The organism is Variovorax sp. RTB1, assembly GCF_035018765.1.
GTDB lineage: Bacteria > Pseudomonadota > Gammaproteobacteria > Burkholderiales > Burkholderiaceae_C > Variovorax.
Window position 1 is genome coordinate 77,146 of sequence record NZ_JASJXG010000008.1, and the last position, 24,986, is coordinate 102,131.

The 24,986-nt window shown below is 63.1% G+C and carries 24 protein-coding genes and 1 other RNA gene; 13 read left to right on the forward strand and 12 right to left on the reverse strand.

The features are described 5' to 3' along the window. The first annotated feature begins 22 nt into the window (after positions 1-22). Complete coding sequence (locus QN397_RS08040; protein ID WP_323497760.1) at positions 23-613, forward strand: TIGR00730 family Rossman fold protein; 591 nt, start codon at positions 23-25, stop codon at positions 611-613. A 25-nt stretch (positions 614-638) separates the two neighbouring features. On the opposite strand, the gene QN397_RS08045 is transcribed toward QN397_RS08040, so the two are convergent. Then, positions 639-977: a P-II family nitrogen regulator gene (locus tag QN397_RS08045; protein WP_187051708.1), complete on the reverse strand. Its 339-nt coding sequence runs from the start codon at positions 975-977 to the stop codon at positions 639-641. A 92-nt stretch (positions 978-1,069) separates the two neighbouring features. On the opposite strand from QN397_RS08045, the gene QN397_RS08050 reads away from it, so the two are divergent. The 3 genes from QN397_RS08050 (at position 1,070) to QN397_RS08060 (ending at position 3,927) form a co-directional block, all read left to right on the forward strand. Then, on the forward strand, positions 1,070-2,071 hold the full coding sequence (locus tag QN397_RS08050) for a DMT family transporter (RefSeq protein ID WP_323500608.1): 1,002 nt from the start codon (positions 1,070-1,072) through the stop codon (positions 2,069-2,071). Between the two features lie 136 nt (positions 2,072-2,207). Then, on the forward strand, positions 2,208-3,389 hold the full coding sequence (locus QN397_RS08055; RefSeq protein WP_323500609.1) for a GNAT family N-acetyltransferase: 1,182 nt from the start codon (positions 2,208-2,210) through the stop codon (positions 3,387-3,389). 154 nt (positions 3,390-3,543) lie between these two features. Continuing rightward, positions 3,544-3,927: an FHA domain-containing protein gene (locus QN397_RS08060; RefSeq protein ID WP_323500610.1), complete on the forward strand. Its 384-nt coding sequence runs from the start codon at positions 3,544-3,546 to the stop codon at positions 3,925-3,927. A 28-nt stretch (positions 3,928-3,955) separates the two neighbouring features. Here QN397_RS08060 and ppa read toward each other — a convergent pair whose 3' ends face one another. Continuing rightward, positions 3,956-4,483 carry an inorganic diphosphatase gene (gene ppa, locus QN397_RS08065; RefSeq protein ID WP_187051704.1) on the reverse strand — a complete coding sequence of 176 codons (528 nt, stop codon included), beginning with the start codon at positions 4,481-4,483 and terminating at the stop codon, positions 3,956-3,958. Between the two features lie 257 nt (positions 4,484-4,740). Between ppa and QN397_RS08070 the strand changes: the two genes are divergently transcribed. Continuing rightward, the gene (locus QN397_RS08070) at positions 4,741-7,245 is read left to right on the forward strand and encodes a sodium-translocating pyrophosphatase (protein WP_323500611.1); all 2,505 of its coding nucleotides are present in this window, start codon (positions 4,741-4,743) and stop codon (positions 7,243-7,245) included. 63 nt (positions 7,246-7,308) lie between these two features. Here QN397_RS08070 and QN397_RS08075 read toward each other — a convergent pair whose 3' ends face one another. Continuing rightward, positions 7,309-7,866 (reverse strand): hypothetical protein, encoded by a 558-nt coding sequence (locus tag QN397_RS08075; RefSeq protein WP_187051702.1) that lies wholly within the window; start codon positions 7,864-7,866, stop codon positions 7,309-7,311. A gap of 102 nt (positions 7,867-7,968) precedes the next feature. Further along, positions 7,969-9,567: a phospholipase D family protein gene (locus tag QN397_RS08080; protein ID WP_323497764.1), complete on the reverse strand. Its 1,599-nt coding sequence runs from the start codon at positions 9,565-9,567 to the stop codon at positions 7,969-7,971. Between the two features lie 115 nt (positions 9,568-9,682). On the opposite strand from QN397_RS08080, the gene QN397_RS08085 reads away from it, so the two are divergent. The 5 genes from QN397_RS08085 to glp all read left to right on the forward strand — a co-directional run bounded on the left by QN397_RS08085 (position 9,683) and on the right by glp (position 15,060). Then, positions 9,683-10,243 (forward strand): peroxiredoxin, encoded by a 561-nt coding sequence (locus tag QN397_RS08085; RefSeq protein ID WP_323497765.1) that lies wholly within the window; start codon positions 9,683-9,685, stop codon positions 10,241-10,243. 143 nt (positions 10,244-10,386) lie between these two features. Beyond that, positions 10,387-11,820 carry an aldehyde dehydrogenase family protein gene (locus QN397_RS08090; RefSeq protein ID WP_323500612.1) on the forward strand — a complete coding sequence of 478 codons (1,434 nt, stop codon included), beginning with the start codon at positions 10,387-10,389 and terminating at the stop codon, positions 11,818-11,820. A gap of 26 nt (positions 11,821-11,846) precedes the next feature. Next, a complete protein-coding gene (moaA, locus tag QN397_RS08095) occupies positions 11,847-13,022 on the forward strand; it encodes a GTP 3',8-cyclase MoaA (RefSeq protein ID WP_323500613.1) in 1,176 nt (391 codons plus the stop codon). Next, positions 13,019-13,702, forward strand: a complete 684-nt coding sequence (gene mobA, locus QN397_RS08100) for a molybdenum cofactor guanylyltransferase (RefSeq protein ID WP_323500614.1) — start codon at positions 13,019-13,021, stop codon at positions 13,700-13,702. Before moaA ends, mobA begins: the two co-directional genes overlap by 4 nt. Continuing rightward, positions 13,699-15,060: a gephyrin-like molybdotransferase Glp gene (gene glp, locus QN397_RS08105; RefSeq protein ID WP_323500615.1), complete on the forward strand. Its 1,362-nt coding sequence runs from the start codon at positions 13,699-13,701 to the stop codon at positions 15,058-15,060. Before mobA ends, glp begins: the two co-directional genes overlap by 4 nt. Before the next feature lie 186 nt (positions 15,061-15,246). On the opposite strand, the gene rnhA is transcribed toward glp, so the two are convergent. Next, entirely contained in the window at positions 15,247-15,696 is a 450-nt protein-coding gene (gene rnhA, locus QN397_RS08110; protein WP_323497791.1) for a ribonuclease HI, read from the reverse strand. A gap of 2 nt (positions 15,697-15,698) precedes the next feature. After that, a complete protein-coding gene (locus QN397_RS08115; protein WP_323500616.1) occupies positions 15,699-16,496 on the reverse strand; it encodes a class I SAM-dependent methyltransferase in 798 nt (265 codons plus the stop codon). Here QN397_RS08115 and gloB point away from each other — a divergent pair. Then, positions 16,495-17,286, forward strand: coding sequence for a hydroxyacylglutathione hydrolase (gloB, locus tag QN397_RS08120; RefSeq protein WP_323500617.1), 792 nt, complete (start codon positions 16,495-16,497; stop codon positions 17,284-17,286). The two genes, QN397_RS08115 and gloB, sit on opposite strands and share 2 nt — an antisense overlap. Continuing rightward, positions 17,283-18,944 carry a transglycosylase SLT domain-containing protein gene (locus QN397_RS08125; protein ID WP_323500618.1) on the forward strand — a complete coding sequence of 554 codons (1,662 nt, stop codon included), beginning with the start codon at positions 17,283-17,285 and terminating at the stop codon, positions 18,942-18,944. The genes gloB and QN397_RS08125 overlap by 4 nt, the downstream gene beginning before the upstream one ends. 3 nt (positions 18,945-18,947) lie before the next feature. Here the strand turns inward: QN397_RS08125 and QN397_RS08130 are convergent, their stop codons facing one another. The 6 genes from QN397_RS08130 to dnaX all read right to left on the reverse strand — a co-directional run bounded on the left by QN397_RS08130 (position 18,948) and on the right by dnaX (position 24,743). Then, complete coding sequence (locus QN397_RS08130; RefSeq protein ID WP_323497772.1) at positions 18,948-19,781, reverse strand: ABC transporter permease; 834 nt, start codon at positions 19,779-19,781, stop codon at positions 18,948-18,950. Next, entirely contained in the window at positions 19,781-20,596 is an 816-nt protein-coding gene (locus QN397_RS08135) for an ABC transporter ATP-binding protein (protein ID WP_323500619.1), read from the reverse strand. Before QN397_RS08135 ends, QN397_RS08130 begins: the two co-directional genes overlap by 1 nt. Positions 20,597-20,676: 80 nt before the next feature. Next, a complete protein-coding gene (locus QN397_RS08140) occupies positions 20,677-21,711 on the reverse strand; it encodes an ABC transporter substrate-binding protein (RefSeq protein WP_323500620.1) in 1,035 nt (344 codons plus the stop codon). A gap of 134 nt (positions 21,712-21,845) precedes the next feature. Then, positions 21,846-22,436: a recombination mediator RecR gene (recR, locus tag QN397_RS08145; RefSeq protein WP_323500621.1), complete on the reverse strand. Its 591-nt coding sequence runs from the start codon at positions 22,434-22,436 to the stop codon at positions 21,846-21,848. Between the two features lie 12 nt (positions 22,437-22,448). Continuing rightward, entirely contained in the window at positions 22,449-22,781 is a 333-nt protein-coding gene (locus QN397_RS08150) for a YbaB/EbfC family nucleoid-associated protein (protein ID WP_323500622.1), read from the reverse strand. A 45-nt stretch (positions 22,782-22,826) separates the two neighbouring features. Then, a complete protein-coding gene (gene dnaX / locus QN397_RS08155; RefSeq protein ID WP_323500623.1) occupies positions 22,827-24,743 on the reverse strand; it encodes a DNA polymerase III subunit gamma/tau in 1,917 nt (638 codons plus the stop codon). 108 nt (positions 24,744-24,851) lie between these two features. Here dnaX and ffs point away from each other — a divergent pair. Further along, positions 24,852-24,948: signal recognition particle sRNA small type (gene ffs / locus QN397_RS08160), an RNA gene on the forward strand. The last annotated feature ends 38 nt before the right edge of the window (positions 24,949-24,986 follow it).

Consider the following 24,986-nt stretch of genomic DNA (forward strand, 5'->3'; position numbering starts at 1 on the left):
TTCGCGTTGGCATGATTGGGGGATGACTCCAGAATTCTCGATATGTGTGTATTGCGGCTCGCGCCCTGGCGAGCACCCCCAATTTGCGGCAGCTGCAACTGCGGTCGGCCAATGGATCGGCCAGCGTGGCGGTCAACTCGTCTATGGCGGAGGCCGCACCGGCCTGATGGGCACGGTGGCCGAGGCCACGCGGGCGGCGGGGGGCCGGGTGATCGGCATCATTCCCAAAGCCCTGGTCGACAGGGAGCTGGCCAACACGCTTTGCGACGAACTGCACATCGTAGACACCATGCATGAGCGCAAGGCCATGATGGGCGAGCGCGCCGATGCGTTCGTGGCGCTGCCGGGCGGCATCGGTACCTTTGAAGAGCTATTCGAGATCTGGACCTGGCGCCAACTGGGCTACCACGACAAGCCTGTCGGCATCCTCAACGTCGAGGGCTACTACGACGGACTTCTAGGCTTCCTGGCACACAGCGTGCGCGCTGGCTTCATGGGCGAGTGGCAGATGGATCTGATGCACACCCTGAGCGAGCCGGAAGCTCTGCTCAACTGGTTGCTGGACCACCGCGGTGGTCAGGGGCAATCAGGGCTGCTCGCAAAAAATGTCTAGCGAGCCCTAGCGAGCCAAATGGTGACTAGATAGCGCTTTCGTTCTCTTCACCGGTGCGGATGCGGACGATGCGCTCGACGCTGGTGACGAAAATCTTGCCGTCCCCGATTTTTCCGGTGCGGGCGGCGTTCACGATCGCCTCGACGCAGCGATCGACGTCGGCCGTGTTCACCACGACCTCGACTTTCATCTTCGGCAGGAAGTCGACCACGTATTCAGCGCCGCGGTACAACTCTGTGTGGCCCTTCTGTCGGCCGAAGCCTTTAACTTCCGTGACGGTGAGCCCGGTCACGCCCACCTCGGCGAGTGCCTCGCGCACATCCTCAAGCTTGAACGGTTTGACGATAGCGGTGATCTGCTTCATGGTGGTCTTCCGGCGATTTCGTTGAGTGTGCTGGCGGTAGGGTAACGCCAATCCTTGCCCGATGCTGCGATGAGCGCCCCCTATACGGAGGAATGCCTTGGCGTCTCGCATGGAGCGTGCCAGAAGAGCCGAAGCTCGCTGGTAGCCTCGTGGCAATGCACGCCGACGCTTCGACATCCACTTTTTCGTTGTTTCGCTTGTTTCGCTGGTTCGGGCATCAGGCGTACCTGTTGCTGGTCTTCACTACCTTGATCTGGGGGGCCAACGCGGTTGCTGCGCGGCTGGCCGTCGGCGAAATTTCTCCAATGATGATGACCGGTTCGCGCTGGATCGTAAGTTGCATCGCGCTGGGCCTCACCGCGCACCGGCAGATCGCGCAACATTGGCGCGTGCTGGTGCCGGCATGGCGGCGCATCCTGCTGATGGGCGCTTTCGGGTTCACCGGCTTCAACGCGCTGTTCTACACGGCGGCGCACCACACCACGGCCATCAATATCGCGATCATTCAGGGCACGATCCCGGTGTTGGTGCTCGTCGGTAGTTTTTTCATTTTTCGAACGCGCATCCGCGGGCTGCAACTGTTCGGGGTGGCGCTGACGATTGCCGGCATCGCGGTGGTGGCATCGCAGGGAGACCTCGCCGCGCTGGCGCAACTGGCTTTCAACCGCGGCGATATCGCCATGGTCATCGCCTGCCTGATGTACGCCGCTTACACACTTGCGCTGCGGGACCGGCCGGCAGCGCCGGGCATCGTGTTCTTTGCCGCGCTGGCCGCCGTGGCGTTCCTGACTTCACTTCCGCTGCTGGTCGTCGAAGTCGTGACCGGCCACTTCTTCATGCCGACGGCAAAAGGCATGGCGTTGGCAATTTTCGTCGGGGTGCTGCCTTCGTTCATTTCGCAGATCACTTTCATACGCGCGGTAGAGCTCATCGGGGCCGCCCGCGCTGGAGTGTTCCTCAATCTGGTGCCGATCTTCGGGCCGCTGCTCGCCGTGCTCGTGTTGCACGAGACGCTTTCACCGTACCACGCGGTTGCGTTAGCACTGGTTTTGGGAGGCATCGGTGTTGCGGAGTACGTCGGAGTGCGCCGATGAAGGTGCAAGGAGAGAGCGCCGTGCATCCGCCACAACTTCATCGATCGTGCAATGAAAGCTGTCGCCACACGGGGTCTCGCATTCTTTTCTAAACTGCCGACTCATCACTATTCGAATCCGCTTCCGTGAATCTGCTTTGACCGATCTCGTTCTTCATATCCACACCTCTCCGACGGAAATCGACGCGAAAGCGTGGAACGACCTGCTCGCGCTGCAGCCGAATCCCTCTCCTTTCATGCGACACGAATATCTCGTCGCTCTGCATGAAAGCAAGAGCGCCACACCGGAGAGCGGCTGGACGGCAGCTTTCGTCACGCTGCGGCGCGGCAAACGGCTCGAAGGTGCTTGCCCGGTCTACGTCAAGGACCACTCGTACGGCGAGTACGTGTTCGACTGGGCATGGGCCAACGCCTATGAGCAGCACGGACTCAAGTACTACCCGAAAGCGCTCGTTGCAGTGCCCTTTACGCCGGTACCCGGCGCCCGCCTGCTGGCGCGCGATGCGAAGAGCCGCACCTTGATGGTTCACGGGTTGGTTCAGTGGTGCAAGCAGGAAGAACTTTCGTCGTTGCATCTCCTTTTCGGTGCCGACGAAGACATTGCCGCCTGCGCCGAAGCCGGACTCATGCTGCGCCACACCATTCAATTTCATTGGACAAACACCGAACCCGGCTATCCGAATTTCGACGCGTTTTTGGCCAGCCTGTCGCACGACAAACGCAAGAAGATCCGACAGGAGCGCCGCAAGGTGGCCGATGCGGGGGTCAGCTTTCGCTGGTCTCGCGGCGCCGATATTTCCACCGCCGACTGGGATTTTTTCTATCGCTGCTATGCGCGCACTTATCGGGAACACGGCAACGCGCCCTACCTCACCCGCGACTTCTTTCATCGCATGGCCGACACTCTGCCAGAGGCGTGGCTGCTTTTCGTAGCTGAACGCGCGGGCAAGCCGATCGCCACCAGCCTGATTGCGCTTTCTGCGGCCGTTGAGAACGGTGTAAGCGGCATCGGTGCGCCGCTCGCGGCGTACGGCCGCTATTGGGGGGCGCTCGAACGTGTCGACTGCCTCCATTTCGACGCCTGCTACTACCAGCCCTTGCAGTGGTGCATCGACAACGGCGTATCGCGTTTCGAGGGCGGCGCCCAGGGCGAACACAAGATGGCGCGCGCGCTGATGCCGGTCAAGACGACGAGCGCTCACTGGCTTGCGCATCCGTCGTTCGCCGATGCGGTCGAACGCTTTCTGGAACGCGAGGGCGCAGGCATCGAAAACTACATGGATCACCTCGACGAACGCAGTCCTTTCAAGGCTTCGTGACTTAATCCCGAGCTTTGGGCCCGATATGTGCGAATCGCCACAAAGGCTATACATACTGCCGGCTGACGCCCCCGGTAGCCCGCTCTAGCGCGCCGCCGATCGGCACACGGCCTGGGGCCATTCGGCACAGGTTGGCTCGCGGGAGAATATTCAAATGGCTCGACTCATCGTTCTTCAACAGACAGCCACGCCCAGGCAGGTGGCGTTGTTCAAGCTCCCGTATCTGATTGGACGCGCCCCCAGTTGCGACCTGGTGCTGGACAATCCGCAAGTCAGCCGCGCCCATGCCGTGATGGAACAGGCTGGAGACGCGATCCAGATTCGCGATCTGGGCGGCACCAACGGCACTTATGTGAATGGCCAACGCGTCGAAAGCTGCGCGCTTGGCAATGGCGACGAAATCAAGGTCGGCGCTTGCGTCATCCGGTTTCTGTCGAGCGGCGGTGACGCCATGAGCGATGCCGAGGCGCTGCGTCTGGTGACAGCGGCCGGCAAGCTCCCTGATGAAGAGCTGGTCAAACTCATGCCGAAAGACTGAGTTCCCTCCGCGCAGGGCTACCCGAGCCTTACTTCGTGTATGCGGCGATGCCGTCCATGACTTCCTTCCGGGCGGCGTCGATGCCCTCCCATCCCAGCACCTTGACCCACTTGCCTTCTTCGAGATCTTTGTAATGCTCGAAGAAGTGACTGATGGCCTTCAAGCGCATCGGGTTCACATCGTCGATCGAGTTCCAGTGGCTGTAGATCGGCAGTACCTTGGTGGTTGGCACGGCGAGCACCTTGCCATCGACTCCAGCCTCGTCTTCCATCAAGAGAATGCCCAGGGGGCGGCACGGCACCACGACGCCCGGTAGCAGCGGATACGGCGCGATCACCAGCACGTCGACCGGGTCGCCATCGCCGCTCAAGGTCTGCGGCACGTAGCCGTAGTTGGCGGGGTAGTACATGGCCGTCGTCATGAAGCGGTCCACGAACAGCGCGCCCGACTCCTTGTCGACTTCGTACTTGATCGGGTCGGAATTCATCGGGATCTCGATCACCACATTGAATGAATCGGGGATGTTCTTGCCAGGGGAAACTTTGTCGAAGGACATGTCGTTGTTCGTGTGGTTGAGAGGATTGCGAAAGATGCGGACAAACCCGAAGTTTACTGATCGTGTCACGGTCCGCTCACACGAACCGTGACTTTTGCCTGTAAATTGCACGCGTTGGCCAATCGGCTCCGCACCCAAGGTGCAGCAGCTTCGAGGAAGCAACGCGACGGAAATCCAAGGTCCCGTACGCGTTGCGCGCAGGGTTCCGCGTGCTTTCCGTTTCTTTCAATCGCAACGAACGATGGAGAAGCAAACGCATGATCGGCAACACTCCCCTGATACTCGCCATGGTCTGCGGCCTGGTGGCCGTTGGCTACGGTTTCTGGGCTCGCAGCTGGATACTTTCCAAAGACCCGGGCAACGCCCGAATGCAGGAGATCGCGGCTGCGATCCAGACGGGTGCCGCCGCGTACCTCGCCAAGCAGTACCGAACCATCGCCATCGTCGGCGTCGTGCTCGCCGTACTTATCGGACTCTTTCTCGACGTCACCACAGCGGTAGGCTTCATCATCGGTGCGGTGCTGTCGGGTGCCTGCGGCTTCATCGGCATGAATGTGTCTGTGCGGGCCAACGTGCGGACAGCGCAGGCGGCGACCCACGGCATCGGACCGGCGCTCGATGTGGCGTTTCGCGGCGGCGCAATCACCGGCATGCTGGTCGTCGGCCTCGGCCTCCTGGGCGTTGCTGGCTTCTTTTGGTTTCTGGTCGGTAGCGCGGCGCCCGGCGCCAACCTCGCGACGCTGCTGAACCCGCTCATCGGCTTCGCCTTTGGCTCTTCGCTGATCTCGATCTTCGCGCGGCTCGGTGGCGGCATCTTCACCAAGGGTGCCGACGTCGGCGCCGACCTGGTAGGCAAGGTCGAAGCCGGCATTCCGGAAGACGACCCGCGCAACCCGGCGGTGATCGCAGACAACGTCGGCGACAACGTTGGCGATTGCGCCGGCATGGCTGCCGACCTGTTCGAAACCTACGCCGTGACGCTCATCGCCACCATGGTGCTCGGCGCGCTGATGATCACGACAGCCCCGATCAACGCGGTGCTGTACCCATTGGCGCTGGGCGCGGTGTCGATCATCGCGTCGATCATCGGCTGCTTCTTCGTGAAGGCGTCGCCGGGCATGGTGAACGTGATGCCGGCGCTCTACAAAGGGCTGGCCGTCGCCGGCATCCTGTCGCTGATCGCCTTCTGGTTCGTCACGAGTTGGCTCATTCCGGACAACGCCGTAGCTGCCAGCGGCAGCCAGCTGAAACTATTTGGCGCCTGCTTCGTCGGCCTTGCGCTGACCGCCGCGTTGGTCTGGATCACCGAGTACTACACCGGCACGCAATACAAGCCGGTGCAGCACATCGCGCAGGCCTCCACCACAGGCCACGGTACCAACATCATCGCGGGCCTCGGCGTGTCGATGCGCTCGACGGCCTGGCCAGTGATTTTCGTTTGCATCGCGATCCTCGCGTCGTATTCGCTCGCCGGCCTGTTCGGCATTGCGGTAGCTGCCACCTCGATGCTGTCGATGGCCGGTATCGTGGTCGCGCTCGACGCGTACGGGCCGATCACCGACAACGCCGGCGGCATCGCCGAAATGGCCGGCCTGCCGGAGAGCGTGCGCAGCGTGACCGACCCGCTCGACGCGGTCGGCAATACCACCAAGGCGGTGACCAAGGGCTACGCGATCGGCTCGGCCGGCCTGGCTGCACTGGTGCTCTTCGCCGACTACACACACAAGCTCGAAAGCTATGGCCAGGCGATCAGCTTCAACCTGAGCGACCCGATGGTGATCGTCGGCCTCTTCATCGGCGGCCTGATTCCCTACCTGTTCGGCGCGATGGCGATGGAGGCGGTGGGCCGCGCCGCCGGGGCGGTGGTCGAGGAAGTGCGTCGCCAGTTCCGCGAGATTCCCGGGATCATGGACGGCACGGGCAAGCCAGAGTACGGCAGGGCCGTGAGCATGCTGACCGGTGCGGCCATCAAGGAGATGATGATCCCTTCGCTGCTGCCGGTCGTGGTGCCGATCATCGTCGGCCTGGTGCTCGGGCCGAAAGCGCTCGGGGGCCTGCTGATGGGAACAATCGTCACTGGACTTTTCGTCGCCATCAGCATGTGCACGGGCGGCGGCGCCTGGGACAACGCCAAGAAATACATCGAAGACGGCCATCACGGCGGCAAGGGTTCCGAAGCGCACAAGGCCGCGGTCACCGGCGACACCGTGGGCGACCCCTACAAAGACACGGCCGGTCCGGCAATCAACCCGCTGATCAAGATCATCAACATCGTGGCGCTGCTGATCGTGCCGCTGGTGGTCAAGTTCCACGGTGGCGATGCCGCGGCCGCCGTTCCATTAAGGATCGAAACGCCACCCGCCGCGATGGCGCCAGCACCCGCCGCGGCTGCCGCACCCGCTGCTGCTGCCGGTGCGGTCGCGGCCATCGAAGCCGCATCGGTCAAGGTCGAGAACGGCATAGTGAAGTTCTACTTCCAGACCGGCAAATCAGAAATCGCACCCGGCGGCAAGGAAGCGCTGGCAGATGTCGTCAAAGCGGTTCAAAGCGGCAGCACGGTTGTGGTGAGCGGCTATCACGACGCCAGCGGCGATGCGGCGACCAATGCGGAGCTGGCCAGGCAGCGGGCAATGGCGGTGAGTGACGCGCTGAAGGCAGCGGGTGCACCTGCCGACAAGATCGAGCTTTCCAAGCCCGAGCAGTCTCAGGTTGACGGGCCGGCGGCCGAAGCGCGCCGTGTCGAGGTGAAGATCAAATCCTGATGATGCTCAAGACCTGAGACCGGGCTTGGGCTTGAGCTTGGGCCTGCTGCGAGTGGGCCGGTCTCAGTTCAGCTCGCTCATGCTCGGCTGGCGCGTATCAGGTGCGCCCGGCAGCGTGTCGAACTGCGACGGCCCCTCGGGCAGCCGAGAGTCGGCAAATTCATGCAGCGCGGCGACCCAACGTCCCGCAGATGAATCGGCCGGCTCGTCGTTCGTGAAAATACCGTTTCGGATAAAGAACGTTTCGCCGTTGGCGCGCTCAGCGTGCAGTTCGACAAGCCGCTGGATCGGGAAGGTGTACGTCACCAGCTTCTCCTTGGACTTGCGATCCTTGGCGCCGCAGTTGAAGAAGCCTTCTGCCGCGATCACGATGCACGAACCATCGACGGCGCTGGGTTCTTCTCCTGCCGCACCGCAACGCCACACTGCCGAAGGCAGTCGCGCGCGCACTTTGTCGATAACGAGGTCCCGTTGCTTGTTCAGCCCGTTGAGCGGCGGCACCAACGTCCGCAGCTGCCGCAGCCGTTCCGAAAAGTTGTCGTCGAGGGTGAACTCGACGTGGTGCGCTGCCTCACCGGAACGCTTGACGACTTGCATGACCACTTGCCGAGAGTTGCTCACTGCGTTCATCCTGAAAAACGGTTGCTGGCGCGCCCGTCGCACCAATTGTTTCTAACTGTATATTGGTTTTTTGACAGTGGGTAGACAGCAATAAGTACACAACTACAGCAGCATTTCCGGGACTATCGGCGCGATCAACGAGTTATACAGGCGCTTGAAAAAGCCGGATTCCGGCTCGGTCGTCAAGATCATTTCGTTTTCGCCATCGGTCGTCAGCCATTCGAGCGTTCCGGCGGGTTTGGTGAGCCGCAGCCGGTACGAGTTCTGCAGTTTGCTGATATTGATGATCCGGAGCATTTCGCGTGCCAGTTGCGGACTGTCGACGACCACGCCCATTTCGGTGTTCTGGCTGGCCGAGCGTGGGTCGAGGTTCATCGAGCCAATGAAGACGCGCCGCTTGTCGATCGCGGCCGTTTTGGCGTGGAGCCGACCGAGCGACTTGCCGAACGATCCGAATCGCTTGCTCGCCGTGGTGCGCTCCGGGCTCAGCTCGTACACGTCTGCGCCGGTTTTGAGCAGGCGCTCGCGGTAGCGTGCATAGCCTGTGTGAACCAGCGGCTCGTCGTTGGCCGCCAGCGAATTGGTGAGCAGCGTGAGCTTGACGTTGCGCTTGGCCAGATCTTCGAACGCCGCCATGCCCTTCTCGCCCGGAACCAGGTAGGGCGAAGTCAGTTCGACATCGGTCTTGGCATCGAGCAGCAGGCCCCACACCTTCATCGTGACGCTGGTCGCAACCGCCTCGTCTTCAGTCATGTAAGTCGGCTTGCTCGCTGGGTCGGCAATGGCAAGTGCTTCGCCCCACAGCAGGCCCAACCGGCCGCCATCGAGTTCTTCGCCGATCGGGCCATAGCCGAGGATGTCTGATGGCGGCAGCTCGATCTTCGGCGCCGGCGCGGCCATGCCAACCCAGCTGTCGAAGTCGGCGCCCGTGAGCTTTTGGCCCCCCTCCGGCGTGACTATTTCTTCGATCGGCCGGACCTGTTCGCTGTTCCAGTAGCCGTCGAAGATGGTCTCGAACTGCGGCACCACCTTGCCGATGATCAGCGCATCCATGTCGATAAAGTTCTGCGCTTCGCTCAAGACGAAATACTCGTCGGCAATGTTGCGACCGCCCACAACCGCCATCGTGCCGTCGGCGATGAAAAGCTTGTTGTGCATGCGATGGTTGAGTCGCCCGATTTCATGCGGCGAGGCAGCGAAGCGTGAGATGAAGCCGTTGCGGCCACAGCAGAATGGGTTGTAGAGCCGCACGTCGACGTTCTGCGTCTCCGAAAGCGCTAGCAACAGCTGCTGGCTCTTCACCGTGTAGAGATCGTCGACCAGCACACGCACCTTGACCCCGCGCAGCGCCGCCTCGCGCAACGAGCGCAGCAACAAGCGACCGACCGCGTCGTTTTCGAGCTGGTAGTACTGCACCACCAGCGATCGCTGGGCGCGCTGCGCCAATTGAATGCGCGCATCGAGCGAGTAAACGCCCAATGGCATCAGACGAAAGCCGGAGTGTTCGCCCGGCGGCGTGGAGGCAGCGGCTATCGTGGCCAGCGCGGTCGACGGATCGGCTGGGGCCGATGTCACCATCGCACGTTCGCGCATCGGCGGCAACGACCCGCACGCACCGAGCATGGCGATGGCCGACAGTGCCAGCAAAGCGCGCAGCCACCGCAAGCGCATGAAAGCAGAGAGTCGGGAGAGTGTTTTCATGCTTTTCTTTCGTGTTCGCTGCTTCGAGTACGCCACTGGGTGCATGCTGGTTTCAACGCGCGCCCGCAAAACTGAGCACTCTAGAATTCGGCGGCCACTCGCCGGGAGTTACACAATGGCCCATTTCGTTCGAACCATCCTCTCACGCTGTGTGCCGATTGCCGTTGTTTTGCTGACGGCTCAGCCTGCTTTCGCTGCGTTGGACATCGGCGACACCGCACCTAAGTTCACCGCCAACGCGGCGCTGGGTGGAAAGACCTTTCGCTACTCGCTTGCCGAGGCACTGGCAAAAGGCCCGGTGGTCGTCTACTTCTTCCCGGCAGCCGACTCGGCAGATTGTTCGATCGAAGCACATGCCTTCGCCGAAGCGACAGACAAATTCGCTGCGCTCGGTGCCACGGTGATCGGCGTCTCCGCAGACGACATCGGCACGTTGTCGAAATTTTCGGTCCGCGCGTGCCAGAGCCGGTTTCCAGTGGCCTCGGACGAGTCCAAGACCGTTATCCAGAGCTTCGACGCTCTCATGCAGACGCGGCCCGATTTCGCCAATCGACTCTCTTATGTGATCTCGTCGGATGGCAAGGTTGCCTATTACTACCAGAACCTCAACCCGGACAAGCACGTCGAGCGAATGCTGGAGGCCGTGCGCGCCTTGCAGAAAGCGCCGGCGCGCTGACGCCCTGACAGCGCCGCACCCTCTGCCGTGAAGCGCTGAAAGCGACTGAAATATTTGCGCCGCGCAGTGAAAAGCATCGGCGCAGCAACCGGACATCGACAACATGGCTGCAACGTCTATCGACCTTGCGCGAGAATTCATTGATGCAACTTAATTACATCGCCAACACGAGCGTGGCCTCGTCGTCCGGGCGCACCCTGCCCGTCATTGATCCATCAGACGGTCAGATCTTCGAAGAACTGCAACGCAGCAACGCCGACGACATCGACAGCGCCGTTCGCGCGGCACGCGATTGCTTTGAAAGCACCTGGAGCAAAGTCAGCGCGGCCGACCGCGGCCGCTTGCTCTACAAGCTCTCGCAAAAGATCGCCGAGCACGTCGACGAACTTGCGCTGCTCGAACAGCGCGATTGCGGTAAGCCGGTCAAGCAAGCCCGTGCCGATGCGTTGGCGCTGGTGCGCTACTTCGAGTTCTACGCCGGTGCCTGCGACAAGTTCCACGGCGAAACCATCCCTTATCAAGAAGGCTATAGCGTCTTCACCTGGCGCGAGCCGCACGGCGTCACCGGCCACATCATTCCGTGGAACTACCCGATGCAGATCTTCGGGCGCAGCGTGGGCGGTGCGCTGGCCGCAGGCAACGTGTGCGTGGTCAAGCCGGCCGAAGACGCCTGCCTGTCGCTTATCCGCGTGGCGCAACTGGCCGCCGAAGCAGGCTTTCCGCCCGCTGCGCTGAACATCGTGACCGGCTACGGCCATGAAGCGGGCGATGCCCTTGCGCGCCATGAAGGCATCGATCACATCAGCTTCACCGGCAGCCCGAAGATTGGCACGTTGATCCAGCAGATCGCAGCAGAGCGTCATTGCCCGGTCACGCTGGAGCTCGGCGGCAAGAGCCCGCAGATCATCTTTGCCGATGCCGACATCAACGCCGCCATTCCGGTGCTCATCAACGCAATCGTGCAGAACGCCGGCCAGACCTGTTCGGCCGGCTCACGCGTGCTGATCGAGCGCGACATCTACGAGCTGCTGCTCGAGCGCCTCGGCCATGCGTTCTCTGCGCTGCGCGTCGGCCCGGCCGCGATGGACCTCGACGTCGGCCCGCTTATTCGGCAATCGCAGCAGCAACGCGTATGGGATTTTCTCTCGGACGCGCAGCACGCCGACATTCCGATGGTGGCGCAAGGCGTTGTGGTCGACGAAGCGCCCGACACCGGCTTTTATCAAGCGCCCACGCTGTTGCGCGATGTGCCGGTCATGCATCGGCTGGCGCAGGAGGAAGTCTTTGGCCCCGTGCTCGCAGCAATGCAGTTCCGCGACGAGGATGAAGCGGTGGCGCTCGCCAACGCGACGCAGTTCGGACTCGTGGCCGGCGTGTGGACCGCCAACGGTGCACGCCAGTTCCGCATGGCCAAGCGGGTGCGCGCCGGCCAGGTGTTCATCAACAACTACGGTGCGGGTGGTGGTGTGGAGTTGCCTTTCGGTGGCGTCAAGTCATCGGGCTACGGTCGCGAAAAGGGCTTCGAGGCCCTTTATGGGTTCACCACGCTCAAGACCGTTGCCGTCCGACACGGCTGAGTCGCCCGCCCGCATACAACCGAGCCATGAACGCACGCGTGATCCCTCTTGTCGACGAGCGCAGCCGCTTGCGGACGGCTTCGGTTGGCAATGTCGTGAGCGACGCAGTGGTTGCGGCCACTGGGCATCTGGTCGACCGGCTCGGCCGTCCGCTCACCGACTTGCGCATCAGCGTGACCGACCGCTGCAACTTCCGTTGCAGCTACTGCATGCCGAAAGACGTGTTCGACAAAAACTACGACTACCTGCCGCACAGTGCCCTCCTGAGCTTCGAAGAGATCACGAGACTGGCGCGGCTCTTCGCGCTGCACGGCGTGCACAAGATCCGGCTGACCGGCGGCGAGCCATTGCTGCGCAAGAACATCGATGTGCTGATTTCACAACTCGCGGCGATCCGATGGAACGACGGCACGCCCGAAGGTGCGCCGCTCGACCTCACGCTCACCACCAACGCGTCGTTGCTGGCGCGCAAGGCTGCGGCGCTCAAGGCGGCCGGCCTGCAGCGCGTGACCGTTAGTCTCGACGGCCTCGACGACACCGTGTTCCGCCGCATGAACGACGTCGACTTTCCGGTGGCCGATGTGCTCGCCGGCATCGATGCGGCAGTGGCCGTCGGGCTCGGCCCCATCAAGATCAACATGGTTGTGAAGCGCGGCACCAACGATCAGGAAATCGTGCCGATGGCGCGCTACTTTCGCGATCACTACGGCGGCCGCGTGGTGCTTCGCTTTATCGAGTACATGGACGTCGGCGCGACCAACGGCTGGCGCATGGACGAAGTCATGCCATCGTCGGACGTGGTCGCACGCATAGCCGCCGAGTTCCCCTTGGTGCCGCTCGACGCGAGCACTCCGGGCGAGACTGCACAGCGCTGGGCCTATGCCGACGGGCGCGGCGAAATCGGCGTGATCAGCAGCGTGACTCAGGCTTTCTGCAGCGACTGCAGCCGCGCGCGCCTGTCGACCGAAGGACAGCTCTATCTCTGCCTCTTCGCGCACAGCGGACATGATTTGAGGCCGCTGTTGCGCGGTGACGCGAGCGACGAACAGATCGTCTCGCACATCGGCAACATCTGGCAAGGGCGCGCCGATCGGTACTCGGAATTGCGGGCGCTTCGTGCAGCCGGTGATCCGGGCTCGGACGACGACGGCGACTCGGCGGCCACGCCGCGCCGTGTCGAGATGAGCTATATCGGCGGATGACCGCAATCTCCCCCGCCGACGTCACCGGGCTGGTGCTCGCGGGCGGACGTGGGTCGCGCATGGGGGGTGTCGACAAGGGGTTGCAGAAGTTCAATCGGGTTCCGCTCGGTGCATGCGCGGCATCGCGCCTTGCGCTACAGGTCGGGCGCGTTGTCATCAATGCCAATCGCAATCTGCCGACCTATGAAACGTTCGGATTTCCGGTGTGGCCGGATGATGAACCGGCCGACTACGCCGGGCCGTTGGCGGGATTTCTGACCGGCCTGACGCATTGCGAAACCGAATATCTGCTGACCGTGCCTTGCGATACGCCGCTCTTCCCGCACGATCTGGCGCGTCGCCTGGCCGACGCGATGGTCGATGCAGACGCCGACATCACCATGGCGATGGCAGCAGGACACTCAGAGTCGGATGAAGGCACGCCGAAGCTTCGGCCTCAGCCCGTGTTCTGCCTTCTGCGTGCAAGGCCGCATATCAATTCGCGCACCGATCGCACCGATGCCCCTGCAGATTTGCGCGACAGCCTACAGCGCTTCATGCAGCGAGATGGGCGCAAAGTCGGCGCATGGACGGCTCAGCACCGCACGGTGCTCGTGCCCTTCGATCGCCCCGGCGACGCGCCCGACGCCTTCCTTAACGCGAACACGCTGGACGAGTTGCACGCAATGCAAGCGCGATGACCCGCATTGCCGACATCGCCGCGTCTCTTGCAGCGCCAGTCGCCGCTTCGGTCGCTGATTCGACTGTCGATACAGCCCACGGCCATGACGCAGCCTCCCTGAGCGTTGCAAGCGCACTGGCGTTTCTTGAGCGGCTGACAGAGCAGGCCGCCGTCCCGCAAGCAGAACGCATCGCTTTACGCGATGCACTGGGTCGCGTGCTGTCCGAAGATATCGTCTCGCCCGTCAGCGTGCCGCCGCACGACAACTCCGCCATGGACGGCTATGCATTCGGTGGCGCACTGCTGTCGGACGCTGCGGAAGGTTCGTTGAGCCTTCGCGTGGTGGGCACCGCATTGGCCGGTGCACCGTGGCACGGACCGCTGGCAGCCACCGACGCGGTTCGCATCATGACCGGCGCTGTCATGCCCACAGGACTCGATACCGTGGTTCCGCAAGAGTTCTGTCGGATCGAAGGCGACCGGATCACCTTCCCCGCGAATGCTTTGCACCGCGGCGATAACCGCCGTTTTGCAGGTGAAGACCTGATGCAAGGCCAGCCCGCTTTGACGCACGGAGCGCGACTGTCGCCAGCCGCGCTCGGCCTGGTCGCGAGCCTCGGGCTTCCGATGGTGCCGGTGGTGCGCCGATTGCGCGTCGCCTACTTTTCAACCGGCGACGAGATCCTGAGCCTCGGCGAAGCGCCTCGCGAAGGCGCGGTGTACGACAGCAATCGCTACACGCTGTTCGGCTTGCTGAGCCGCCTCGGCTGCGAGGTGATCGACCTCGGCCTGGTCCGCGACGACCCGTTTGCGCTCGCCGACACGCTGCAAAGGGCCGCACGCGAAGCCGACGCCATCATCACCAGCGGCGGCGTGAGCATGGGCGCGGCCGACCATACGCGTGCGGTGATGGAACGACAAGGCGACGTCGCGTTCTGGAACGTCGCGATGCGACCCGGCCGACCGCTCGCCGTTGGATTGATTGCGCGCGACCAGAATGATGTTGGCGCCGCGCCCGCACTCCTCTTCGGATTGCCCGGCAACCCGGTCGCGGCGATGGTGACCTTTCTCGTTCTGGTTCGCCCTGCCTTGCTGCGGATGATGGGTTGCCACGGCGCGGCGACCGCACCGCTGCCCCTGCTGCGAGCGCGCAGCGCCGGCCCGATCCGCAAGAAGCCGGGTCGTACCGAATACCAGCGCGGCTTGATCCAGCCGAAACCGGGCGCCTTGCCAGAAGTGCGCATCGCCGGCAACCAGGGCTCGGGCATCTTGAGTTCCATGGTCGAAGCCAACGGGTTGGTCGTGTTGCACCATGAGCAAGGCAATGTCGCCGCCGGTGACGAAGTCGACGTGATGATGTTCGACGGCCTGATCTAGACGACCTCAAAGACCGAGAGGCGCCGATGCAGCCTTGCCTGTAGTCGAAATCGCATCGGGCGACTATTTCTTTCGCGGCGGCGAGCCGGCGGATCCGATGTTCGTGCTGGAAGCTTGAACGCCTTGCGCGATCGCAAGCGGACGACGTCGGCTGAACCGACTGAACGAACTGGCCGAGCGAACGGCCTAGAGCCGCCCTAGCGCCCGCTCGACGCCCTTGTTCGCCAGCATGTCGGCGCGCTCGTTGCCCGGGTCACCCGAGTGGCCCTTGACCCAGCGCCATTCGATCTGATGCCCGCCCTCCTGCACCAGCTTGTCGAGCCGCTGCCATAGCTCGACATTTTTTACCGGCTGGCCGCTCGCGGTGCGCCAGCCCTTACGTTTCCAGCCATGCACCCACTCCATGATGCCCATGCGCACGTACTGGCTGTCGAGGTACAGCACCACCTTGCATGGTCGCTTGAGGGCAGTGAGGCCTTCGATGACGGCGGTCAGCTCCATGCGGTTGTTGGTGGTGGCGAGTTCGCCGCCAAACAACTCTTTTTCGGTGAGCCCCGACTTGAGCCAGGCACCCCACCCACCTGGTCCCGGGTTGCCCTTGCAAGCCCCGTCGGTGTAGATAACGACTTCGTCCAAACTCAAATGCTTCTTTCGTTTTCTGAGGAAGGCGACCGGTGGACCTTGCCTGCAATGGGCACCGGCGCCGTAGCGCGTGCCGAGGCGCGACGCCAGTCGGCACTGAGCAGCCGCATGCCGCGCACGCGCTTGACTGCGACCAAAAAATAAACTGCGCCGAAGATGGGCCACCAGCGCTCGCCGGCCGTGTCCATCCAGCGGCAACGTTCGAGCCAGGTCTCGCTGTTGACGGCCGGACGGTACGCGCCGAATCGCCCCGACTCGACTTCGAAGCTGAGCAGTCGCAGCCAGTCGCGCATGCGCCTGAAGCCGATGAACTCACCGGCCTCCGGCAAAAACAACTGGCCGAAGCCGAGGTGCCGGTACAGGTGAGCGCGCCGCTGCCGCATGCCCCAGAGGCTCGATGGATTCAGCCCACAAATGACCACGCGGCCTTCGGGCACCAGCACCCTTTCGACCTCGCGCAGAGTTGCATGCGGATCTGCACTGAGCTCCAGCGAGTGCGGCAGCACGACCAAGTCGAGGCTGTTGGCCGAAAAGGGCAGCGCCGCAAAATCGGTGATGAGCGAACCACGCAGGCGCGGGCGCAAATTGGCCTGTGCAGGGTCGGCCACCGCCAGCCAGCGGTGCGGCATGCGGTTGGTGCGAAGGCCTTCGATTTCGGGCACGCCGAGCTGCAAAGCGTGATAGCCGAAGATGTCGGCTACCGCGTGGTCGAACTGCGCCTGCTCCCACGCCAGCAGATAGCGGCCCGGAGGGGTCTCGAACCACTTGTGCAAATCTATAATTTGACCGCTCATGAACCTCGTTCCGCTACCCGCTTTTACCGACAACTACATCTGGATGCTGCACGACGGGCGCAACGCGATCGTGGTGGATCCGGGCCAAGCCAAACCGGTTTTCGACGCACTGAAGCGCGACAACTTGCAACTCGCCGCGATTTTAGTCACGCACCATCACGCCGATCACACTGGCGGCGTGGCCGAGCTGCATGCTGCCACCGGCGCCAGGGTTTTCGGCCCTGCGCGCGAGAACATTCCCGAGCCGTTCACACCACTGAAGCAAGGCGATCACGCAGAAACGCTCGGTCTCAGATTCGAAGTGATCGACATCCCCGGTCACACCGCGGGCCACATTGCCTTTTTTCTGCCGGCACAGGAATCTGCGGGCCACGAGGCAGCGCCGCTGCTGTTTTGCGGAGACACGCTCTTCTCTGGCGGCTGTGGTCGCCTGTTCGAAGGCACGCCGGCGCAGATGCTGTCTTCGCTCGATGCGCTGAGCGCTTTGCCCGACGCAACACGCGTGTGCTGCGGCCACGAGTACACACTTGCTAACCTCCGCTTTGCCCAGGCGGTGGAACCAGCGAACACCGAACTGACTCAGTACAACGCGCAGTGCGAAGCATTGCGTGCACTCGGGCAACCGACGCTGCCTTCGCAACTCGCGATCGAGCGCCGGATCAACCCCTTTCTTCGCAGCCGCGAAGCCACTGTCCTTCGAGCGGTGCGCGCGCATGCCGAGCTTCCTGCCAACGCGGTCGAAGCCGACGTGTTCGCCGCACTGCGCCAATGGAAAAACGACTTCCGATGAAATTTCTCATTGCTGCCTGCGTTGCAGGCGCCTTGCTGCTCGCGGGCTGCGCAACGCCCACATCGCCTTCTTCCTCCACGGATACCGGCTCGACTTCCGGCGGTACCAGAGGCGCCGCAGCCACCTATCCCGGTGGTCCGCTGCAACCGATCACAGCAGGCAAAGCCACATCGCTGAACGTCATGCCGCTCGCGCCGCCGACCGACATGTGGGACCGCATTCGCCGCGGCTTCAAGATGCCGAATCTCGACAACGAGGCCGTGCACGACCGCGAGCAGTGGTATGCCACGCGGCCCGACTACATCCAGCGCATGACCGAGCGCTCGAACAAGTACATCTTTCACGTCGTCGAAGAACTCGAGCGTCGCGACATGCCGACCGAGATCGCCCTGCTCCCCTTCATCGAAAGCGCCTTCAACCCGCAAGCCGTGTCGAGCGCCCGCGCGGCCGGCATGTGGCAGTTCATGCCTGCGACAGGCACTGACTACGACCTGAAGCAAAACGTGTTTCGAGACGACCGGCGCGATGTGCTGGCATCGACCCGCGCCGCGCTCGACTACCTGCAAAAGCTCTACGGCATGTTCGGCGATTGGCAACTGGCGCTCGCCGCCTATAACTGGGGCGAAGGCAGCGTCAGCCGTGCCATCGCAAAGAACCAGAAGCTGGGGTTGCCGACCACCTACAGCGACCTGCAAATGCCAGCCGAGACGCGCATGTACGTGCCCAAGCTGCAGGCAGTGAAGAACATCGTCGCCAATCCGCAGGCTTTCAACACCGAGCTGCCGCTGATTGCCAACCACCCGTACTTTCAGTCGGTGACGCTCACGCGAGATCTCGACGTGAACCTCGCCGCCAAGCTGGCCGACACGCGCATCGAAGACTTTCGCGCACTGAACCCGGCCGCGCACAAGCCGGTGTTGCTGGCCGCCGGCACGCCACAGATCCTTTTGCCCTGGGATAACGCGGCCGTATTCCAGCGCAACTTCGAGGCTTACACGCAAGGTCAATATGCGAGCTGGACCGCATGGACCGTGCCCACGACCATGACGGTGGCCGACGCCGCCCAACGCGCCGGCATGAGCGAAGTCGACCTTCGATCGATCAACGCGATACCGCCGCGCATGCTCATCAAGACCGGCTCGACGTTGATCGTGCCGCGCTCGGCCAAGGTGCTCGAAGACGTGGCGGCCGTCGTTGCCGACACCGGCCAGCTGAGCTTTCAACCGGAGATCGTCACCCGCAAAACCACCGTCAAGGCTGGCCGCAACGACAGCGTCGCGAGCATTGCGCAGCGTTACCGTCTGAGCGCCACCAACGTGGCTGACTGGAACGACGTCAAGCCCAACCATGCGTTTCCGCGCGGCTATCAGGTGGTCGTGTATTTGCCGATTCAGGCGGCACGGGCAGCGCACGTCGGCACCGGCAACGCACAGTTGATTCATGCTGGACGTCACGATCGCGCGGCGAAGTCACAGCGCGCTCCGCAAACGACATCCGCGCCACGCGGTCAGTCGCGCGTGCAGGCCGTGAGCCAGCGCGTGCCGGCGCCGGTTGCCAAGGGCACTTCCGGCAAGCCGAAGATCGACAAGGTTCCGGCGAGCAGCAAGACCGTGGTGCGCGAGAAGCGCGGCGGCGAGCCGGTCAGGAAGAAGCGCTGAATCTCAGAGCTTCTCGGTCTCGCCGCTCCTGGGCTGCCACTTCATCAGCCGCTTCTCCACCAGACCGACGATGCCGTCGAGCACCAGTGCGAAGGCAGTGAGCACGACGATGCCGGCGAACACGGTGTTGACATCGAAGGTACCTTCAGCCTGCAAGATCAAGTAGCCGACGCCACGCGCCGACCCTAGATACTCGCCCACCACCGCGCCGACGAAGGCCAGACCCACCGAGGTGTGCAAACTGGAAAACACCCAGCTGGTCGCGCTCGGCAGGTAGACGGTGCGCAGCAACTGCCGCTGGTTGGCGCCCAGCATCCGGGCGTTGGCCAGGATCACCGGACTCACTTCGCGCACACCCTGGTACACGTTGAAGAACACGATGAAGAACACCAGCGTGACCGCCAGAGCGACCTTGCTCCAGATCCCCAGGCCCAGCCACAGCGAAAAGATCGGTGCGAGGATCACGCGTGGCATCGAGTTCGCGGCCTTGATGTAAGGGTCGAGGATGAGGCTGGCGGTCGGTGCCAGCGCGAGCCACAGTCCACACGCCAGGCCAAGTGCAGTGCCGATGAAGAAGGCCAGCACGGTTTCGATCAACGTGGTGCCGAGGTGCAGGTAGATGTCGGCGTTGCCTTTCAGGCCATCGGGAAAGAGCGGGTTCGCCGGCACGTTGAACGGCATGAACCAGCTCCAGATGCGCCCTGCCACCTGAATCGGTTCGCCGAGGAAGAAGGCGAACTGCTGATTGCGCGAGGCCACATGCCACGCGACGAGAATGATGACCAGCAGGGCTAGCTGCCAGAAGCGCGCGTTGCGTTCGTTCGGCTTCAAGGTCATCACGCCGCCTTTTTCAACTGTTGAGCGTAGCCCTTGAGCACCTCGTCGCGCAGCACGTTCCATATCTGCGTGTGCAGCTCGACGAAGCGCGGGTGCGTGCGCACCTCGGCCACGTCACGCGGCCGCGCCAGGTCGATGTTGAACTCGCCGATCGGGTGTGTGGCCGGTCCGGCAGACAGCACCACGACACGGTCGCTCATCGCGATGGCTTCGTCCAGGTCGTGCGTGATAAAGAGCACCGCCTTCTTCTTGGCCGCCCACAGGGCGAGCACCTCGTTTTCCATCAGCTGTCGCGTCTGCACGTCGAGCGCGCTGAAAGGTTCGTCCATCAGGATGATGTCGGGGTCGAGCGCCAGCGTTTGCGCCAGCGCAGCACGCTTTCGCATGCCGCCGGACAACTGGTGGGGATAGCGGTCTCCGAAGCCCGAGAGACCGACGCGCGCAAGCCATGCATTGCCCTGCGACTTGGCTTCTGCATCGGGCACGCCGCGGTACTGCAGGCCGACCATCACGTTGTCGAGCGTGCTGCGCCAGGGCATCAACGCTTCGCTCTGGAACATGTAGCCGGCGCGCTTGTTGATGCCGACCAGTGGTTCGCCGAACACCTTGATGACGCCTGACGAAGGCGTCAACAACCCGGCGCCGACGTTGAGCAGTGTCGATTTACCGCAGCCGGTCGGCCCGACGACGGAGACGAATTCGCCGGCCTTGATGCGCAGCGTGGTGTCGGCTACCGCGGTGTAGCGTTGGCCCGGATCGTCCTTCGATCTGAAGGTGCAGGAGATGTCGAGAAGTTCGAGAGCGTATTCGGACATGACGGGGATTTTGGCATCGTGGTTCGCGGTGCCGACAAAGAAAAAACCCGGCCGAAGCCGGGTCGCTGGACGCTCGAAAGTCAGGCTTTGAACCTGTCCTTCGCGCGCTTGGCAAATTCGTTCGTGTACAGCTTGGCGATGTCGATCTTGTCGGCCTTGACGCTGGTGTCGAAGCTGGCGATGGCGGCGAGCGCAGTCTTGGGTCCATCGGCTGGCACGATGCCGTCGATCGCGATCGATTCGCGAACCTTGTCGAACGACGCGAGATACAGCGCGCGGTCACCCAGCAGATAGGCCTCCGGCACGGTCTTGATGATGTCGCCCGGCCCTGCGGTCTGCAGCCACTTGAGGCCATGGACGATCGCATTGGCAAGCGCCTGGCAGGTGTTCGGATTCTTTTGGATGTACTCCATCGATGCATAGAGACAGGCCGCGGGCATCATCCCGCCGAACACGTCTTGCGTACCCTTGAGGGTGCGCGTGTCGCTGATGATTTTCACGTCGCCCTTTTGCTCGAGCATGGTCATCACCGGATCGGTGTTGCTGATCGCGTCGATCTGGCCCGAGCGCAGCGCGGTGAGCGCGCCAGCCGCGACGCCGACGCCGATGTAGCTCACGTCGGTCGCCCTCAGGCCGCCGCGCGACAGCACGAGGTTTGCGACCATATTGGTCGACGAGCCGGGCGCAGAGACGCCGATCTTCTTGCCCTTCAGGTCGGCCAGCGTCTTGTAGTTGGGCATCGCCTTGGTCGACACACCGACGGCAATTTGCGGCGCGCGGCCCTGCAGCACGAAGCACTGAAAAGCCTGGTTCTTTGCCTGCAGGTTGATGGTGTGCTCGAAGGCGCCGGAGCAGACATCGGCAGAGCCGCCGACGACTGCCTGCAGCGCGCGTGCGCCACCCGCGAAGTCGGAGATCTCAACTTCGAGGCCCTCTGCCTTGAAGTAGCCGAGCTGCTCGGAGATGGTGAGCGGCAGGTAATAGAACGCAGCCTTGCCTCCGACGGCAATCGACACCTTCGTTTTTTCGAGTTTGGGTTGGGCGTGCAGTCGGGGCACTGCGATGGTCGCAGCGGCCAACGCGCCTGCAGAAGTGAAGAGACGGCGATTGAGCATGCAGTGAGCTTGGGGCCGGCCCTTATCTCCTGCATCGGGAACATCCCGTGCGGGTTTTTACGTAAGCAAGAAGCTCTCTGCTGGCCGACGAAGAGAATCGCCGCGTTCGCCAAAAAGCCGAGGTCGTGCGTGCTCTAGCGCCGGTCGACCAGTGCATGCGCGATGGTGCCGAGATCGACGTATTCCAGCTCGCTGCCTGCCGGCACGCCGCGCGCCAGCCGCGTCACGCGCAGGCCGCGTTGCTTCAACGCCTCACCGATGACGTGCGCTGTGGCCTCGCCTTCTGCCGTGAAGTTGGTCGCGAGAATCACCTCGCTCACCGTACCGTCGAGCGCGCGATCGAACAGCTTTTGCAAACCGATGTCTTTGGGGCCGATGCCATCGAGCGGACTGAGCTTGCCCATCAGCACGAAGTAATAACCACGGAAAGCGCCCGTGCGCTCCAGCGCAGCCTGGTCGGCCGGTGTTTCGACCACGCACAGCTTGGTGGGATCGCGACGCGCATCCAGACAGACGCTGCAGATGTCAGCCTCGGTGAAGGTGTTGCAACGATCGCAGTGCCGCACTTGCGTGGCCGCCTGCTGCAGGGCGCGCGCAAGCATCTGCGTGCCCTCGCGGTCGTGCTGTAGCAAATGGAACGCCATGCGCGAAGCCGACTTGACGCCGACGCCTGGCAGGCGGCGCAGCGCGTCGACCAGCGCGTTGAGCGAGCTGGAATCAGCCACCGATGACGTGCATCAAAACGGCAGCTTCATGCCGGGCGGCAGGCCGGGCATGCCGGCGGTGAGCTTGCCCATCTTCTGCTCGCTCGTCTCTTCCGCCTTGCGCACCGCGGCGTTGAATGCAGCGGCCACGAGGTCTTCGAGCATGTCCTTGTCGTCGGCCAGCAGGCTCGGGTCGATGGTGATGCGCTTCACGTCGTGCTTGCAGGTCATCAGCACCTTGACCAAGCCTGCGCCCGACTCGCCTTCGACCTCGATCGTGGCGAGCTCGTCTTGTGCCTTCTTGAGGTTGTCCTGCATTGCCTGCGCCTGCTTCATGAGGCCGGCAAGTTGTCCTTTGTTGAACATCGTTTGATCCTGGTGGTTGGAATGATTGAATGGATTGGATTGTGGCTATGCCGGCCGCAAGGTTCCGGGGACGATTTTCGCGTCGAAGTCGCGCATCAGCGCCTGCACATCCGGATCGCTGTTGATCGCCTCTTCAGCGGCACGCTGGCGCGCCTCCGCGACCTGTTTGTTGCGGCGCGCGGGGCTGTCGATCACCACGCCGATTTCGATGGAGATCGCAACGCCGTGGCCGAGAGCAGCCAGTGCGGCTTGCAGCTTGTCGCGGGTCGATGTCTGGTTGAGCGATTCGCGCTCGACGCGCAGCAGCCACTGGTCGACGTCGCGCGCGACCAGTTGCGATTGCAATGCGAGCTCGCGAGTCAATGCGGTCACAGCTTCTGCAACGACCATCTGCGTGACCGTGGCATGCCAGAAGTCGCCGTCTTCGCTGGAGGGAATGGGTGGCGACGACGCATTGACATCGTCGCGCGGGGTGTCGCGCTGGCTCGGTGGCGGCTGGACACGCATCGGCACTGCGACGACGTTGGCGTTTTCCTGGCCATGGCCATTTCCATTGGCATTGCCATGGCCCTGCATCGCGCCGGAGGCCGCGGCGGGACTTCGTCCTTCCACGCTTCGCGAGGGCGAAGTGACGACGGCCAGCCGTTGACCGGGAGGCGTCGCGATTGCGTTCTGCGCGGGGGAGGATATGGGGGGTGACGCAGGCGGGCGCTCGGTCATCTGCCGTATCGGGAGCGATGTGAGAGCCCGCCTTGCCGCTAGCGTTGCCTCCACAACATCCACGGTCGCAACACTGGAGATCGAAGCTGCATGCTCTGCCGGCAACGCTTCATTCAGAGTTTTTTTTTCCGCAGGCTTGAAGGCCAGCAGGCGCAGCAGCACCATCGTGAGCGCCGCGTATTCGTCCGGCGCCAGCCCGAGTTCGCCGCGACCGTGCAGGCACAAGCTATAGAGCAACTGCGTTTCATCCGGCGGCATCAACGCGGCGAGGCGCACGGTCTCGGCGGCATCCGGATCGGTCGCATCGTTTACGGTCGATGCGGTGCGCGACGGAACGGCTTGAACGACAGCCATGCCTTGCAGCACCGCGGTCATTTCTTCCAGCGTGGACGCGGCCGACATGCCGTCGCGGCGCAGCGCTTCCGAAGTGTCGACCACCGTCTTGCCATCGCCCGTAGCGAGCGCCTCGATCAGCTTGAACACATGGCCGCGGTCGACACTGCCCAGCATCGTGCGCACGCCGCTTTCGAGCAGCTCGCCGTTGCCGAATGCGATCGCCTGATCGGTGAGCGACAGCGCATCGCGCATCGATCCACGGGCGGCACGGGCCAGCAAGCGCAACGCCTGCACTTCAGCCGGCACCGCTTCGGTTTGCAGCACGCTGGTCAGATGCTCCAGGATGGTTTCGGGCGCCATCGGGCGCAGGTTGAACTGCAGACAACGCGACAGCACGGTGACCGGCACTTTCTGCGGATCGGTGGTGGCAAGCACGAACTTGAGGTATTCGGGCGGTTCTTCGAGCGTCTTCAGCATCGCGTTGAACGCGGTGTTGGTCAGCATGTGCACTTCGTCGATCATGAAGACCTTGAAGCGGCCCTGCACCGGTTTGTAGACCGACTGCTCGAGAAGCGACTGGACTTCGTCGACACCACGGTTCGACGCGGCATCGAGCTCGGTGTAGTCGACGAAGCGACCGGCGTCGATGTCCTTGCAGGCCTGGCACACGCCGCACGGCGTCGCGGTGATACCGCCCTGCCCGTCCGACCCCTGGCAATTGAGCGACTTGGCCAGGATGCGGGAAACGGTGGTCTTGCCGACGCCGCGGGTGCCGGTGAACAGATAGGCGTGATGCAACCGCTGTGTCGTCAGCGCATTGGCCAACGCTTGCACCACATGCTCCTGGCCGACCATTTCTTCGAAGGTCCGGGGCCTGTATTTGCGGGCGAGCACGAGATAAGACATCGCGTTATTTTAGGGCGGCACAGTGCGCGCTTCCCGAGCTACCCTCGCCATGCGGCCATCTAAACCTTGCAGAGGGTCCGGTGAAATCTGTGGCCTACAATAAAGGCTGACGGGCCTCCCCGCATGGTGAAGTGGCCAACCGGGTCAGGTGGGGAACCAAGCAGCCCTAACTGCGTAGTCAGTGCCGGGGGTAAGGCTCGTCAACCTCATAAATGCCTCGAGTCCCGAGCGACTCGAGCGCTC

Excerpts from the sequence above, each read along its gene's own strand:
- QN397_RS08040 (WP_323497760.1), top strand. The coding sequence starts at position 23 with ATGACTCCAGAATTCTCGATATGTGTGTATTGCGGCTCGCGCCCTGGC.
- QN397_RS08045 (WP_187051708.1), bottom strand. The coding sequence starts at position 977 with ATGAAGCAGATCACCGCTATCGTCAAACCGTTCAAGCTTGAGGATGTG.
- QN397_RS08050 (WP_323500608.1), top strand. The coding sequence starts at position 1,070 with ATGCCTTGGCGTCTCGCATGGAGCGTGCCAGAAGAGCCGAAGCTCGCT.
- QN397_RS08060 (WP_323500610.1), top strand. The coding sequence starts at position 3,544 with ATGGCTCGACTCATCGTTCTTCAACAGACAGCCACGCCCAGGCAGGTG.
- ppa (WP_187051704.1), bottom strand. The coding sequence starts at position 4,483 with ATGTCCTTCGACAAAGTTTCCCCTGGCAAGAACATCCCCGATTCATTC.
- QN397_RS08070 (WP_323500611.1), top strand. The coding sequence starts at position 4,741 with ATGATCGGCAACACTCCCCTGATACTCGCCATGGTCTGCGGCCTGGTG.
- QN397_RS08080 (WP_323497764.1), bottom strand. The coding sequence starts at position 9,567 with ATGAAAACACTCTCCCGACTCTCTGCTTTCATGCGCTTGCGGTGGCTG.
- QN397_RS08085 (WP_323497765.1), top strand. The coding sequence starts at position 9,683 with ATGGCCCATTTCGTTCGAACCATCCTCTCACGCTGTGTGCCGATTGCC.
- QN397_RS08090 (WP_323500612.1), top strand. The coding sequence starts at position 10,387 with ATGCAACTTAATTACATCGCCAACACGAGCGTGGCCTCGTCGTCCGGG.
- moaA (WP_323500613.1), top strand. The coding sequence starts at position 11,847 with ATGAACGCACGCGTGATCCCTCTTGTCGACGAGCGCAGCCGCTTGCGG.
- mobA (WP_323500614.1), top strand. The coding sequence starts at position 13,019 with ATGACCGCAATCTCCCCCGCCGACGTCACCGGGCTGGTGCTCGCGGGC.
- glp (WP_323500615.1), top strand. The coding sequence starts at position 13,699 with ATGACCCGCATTGCCGACATCGCCGCGTCTCTTGCAGCGCCAGTCGCC.
- gloB (WP_323500617.1), top strand. The coding sequence starts at position 16,495 with ATGAACCTCGTTCCGCTACCCGCTTTTACCGACAACTACATCTGGATG.
- QN397_RS08115 (WP_323500616.1), bottom strand. The coding sequence starts at position 16,496 with ATGAGCGGTCAAATTATAGATTTGCACAAGTGGTTCGAGACCCCTCCG.
- QN397_RS08125 (WP_323500618.1), top strand. The coding sequence starts at position 17,283 with ATGAAATTTCTCATTGCTGCCTGCGTTGCAGGCGCCTTGCTGCTCGCG.
- QN397_RS08130 (WP_323497772.1), bottom strand. The coding sequence starts at position 19,781 with ATGACCTTGAAGCCGAACGAACGCAACGCGCGCTTCTGGCAGCTAGCC.
- QN397_RS08135 (WP_323500619.1), bottom strand. The coding sequence starts at position 20,596 with ATGTCCGAATACGCTCTCGAACTTCTCGACATCTCCTGCACCTTCAGA.
- QN397_RS08140 (WP_323500620.1), bottom strand. The coding sequence starts at position 21,711 with ATGCTCAATCGCCGTCTCTTCACTTCTGCAGGCGCGTTGGCCGCTGCG.
- QN397_RS08150 (WP_323500622.1), bottom strand. The coding sequence starts at position 22,781 with ATGTTCAACAAAGGACAACTTGCCGGCCTCATGAAGCAGGCGCAGGCA.
- dnaX (WP_323500623.1), bottom strand. The coding sequence starts at position 24,743 with ATGTCTTATCTCGTGCTCGCCCGCAAATACAGGCCCCGGACCTTCGAA.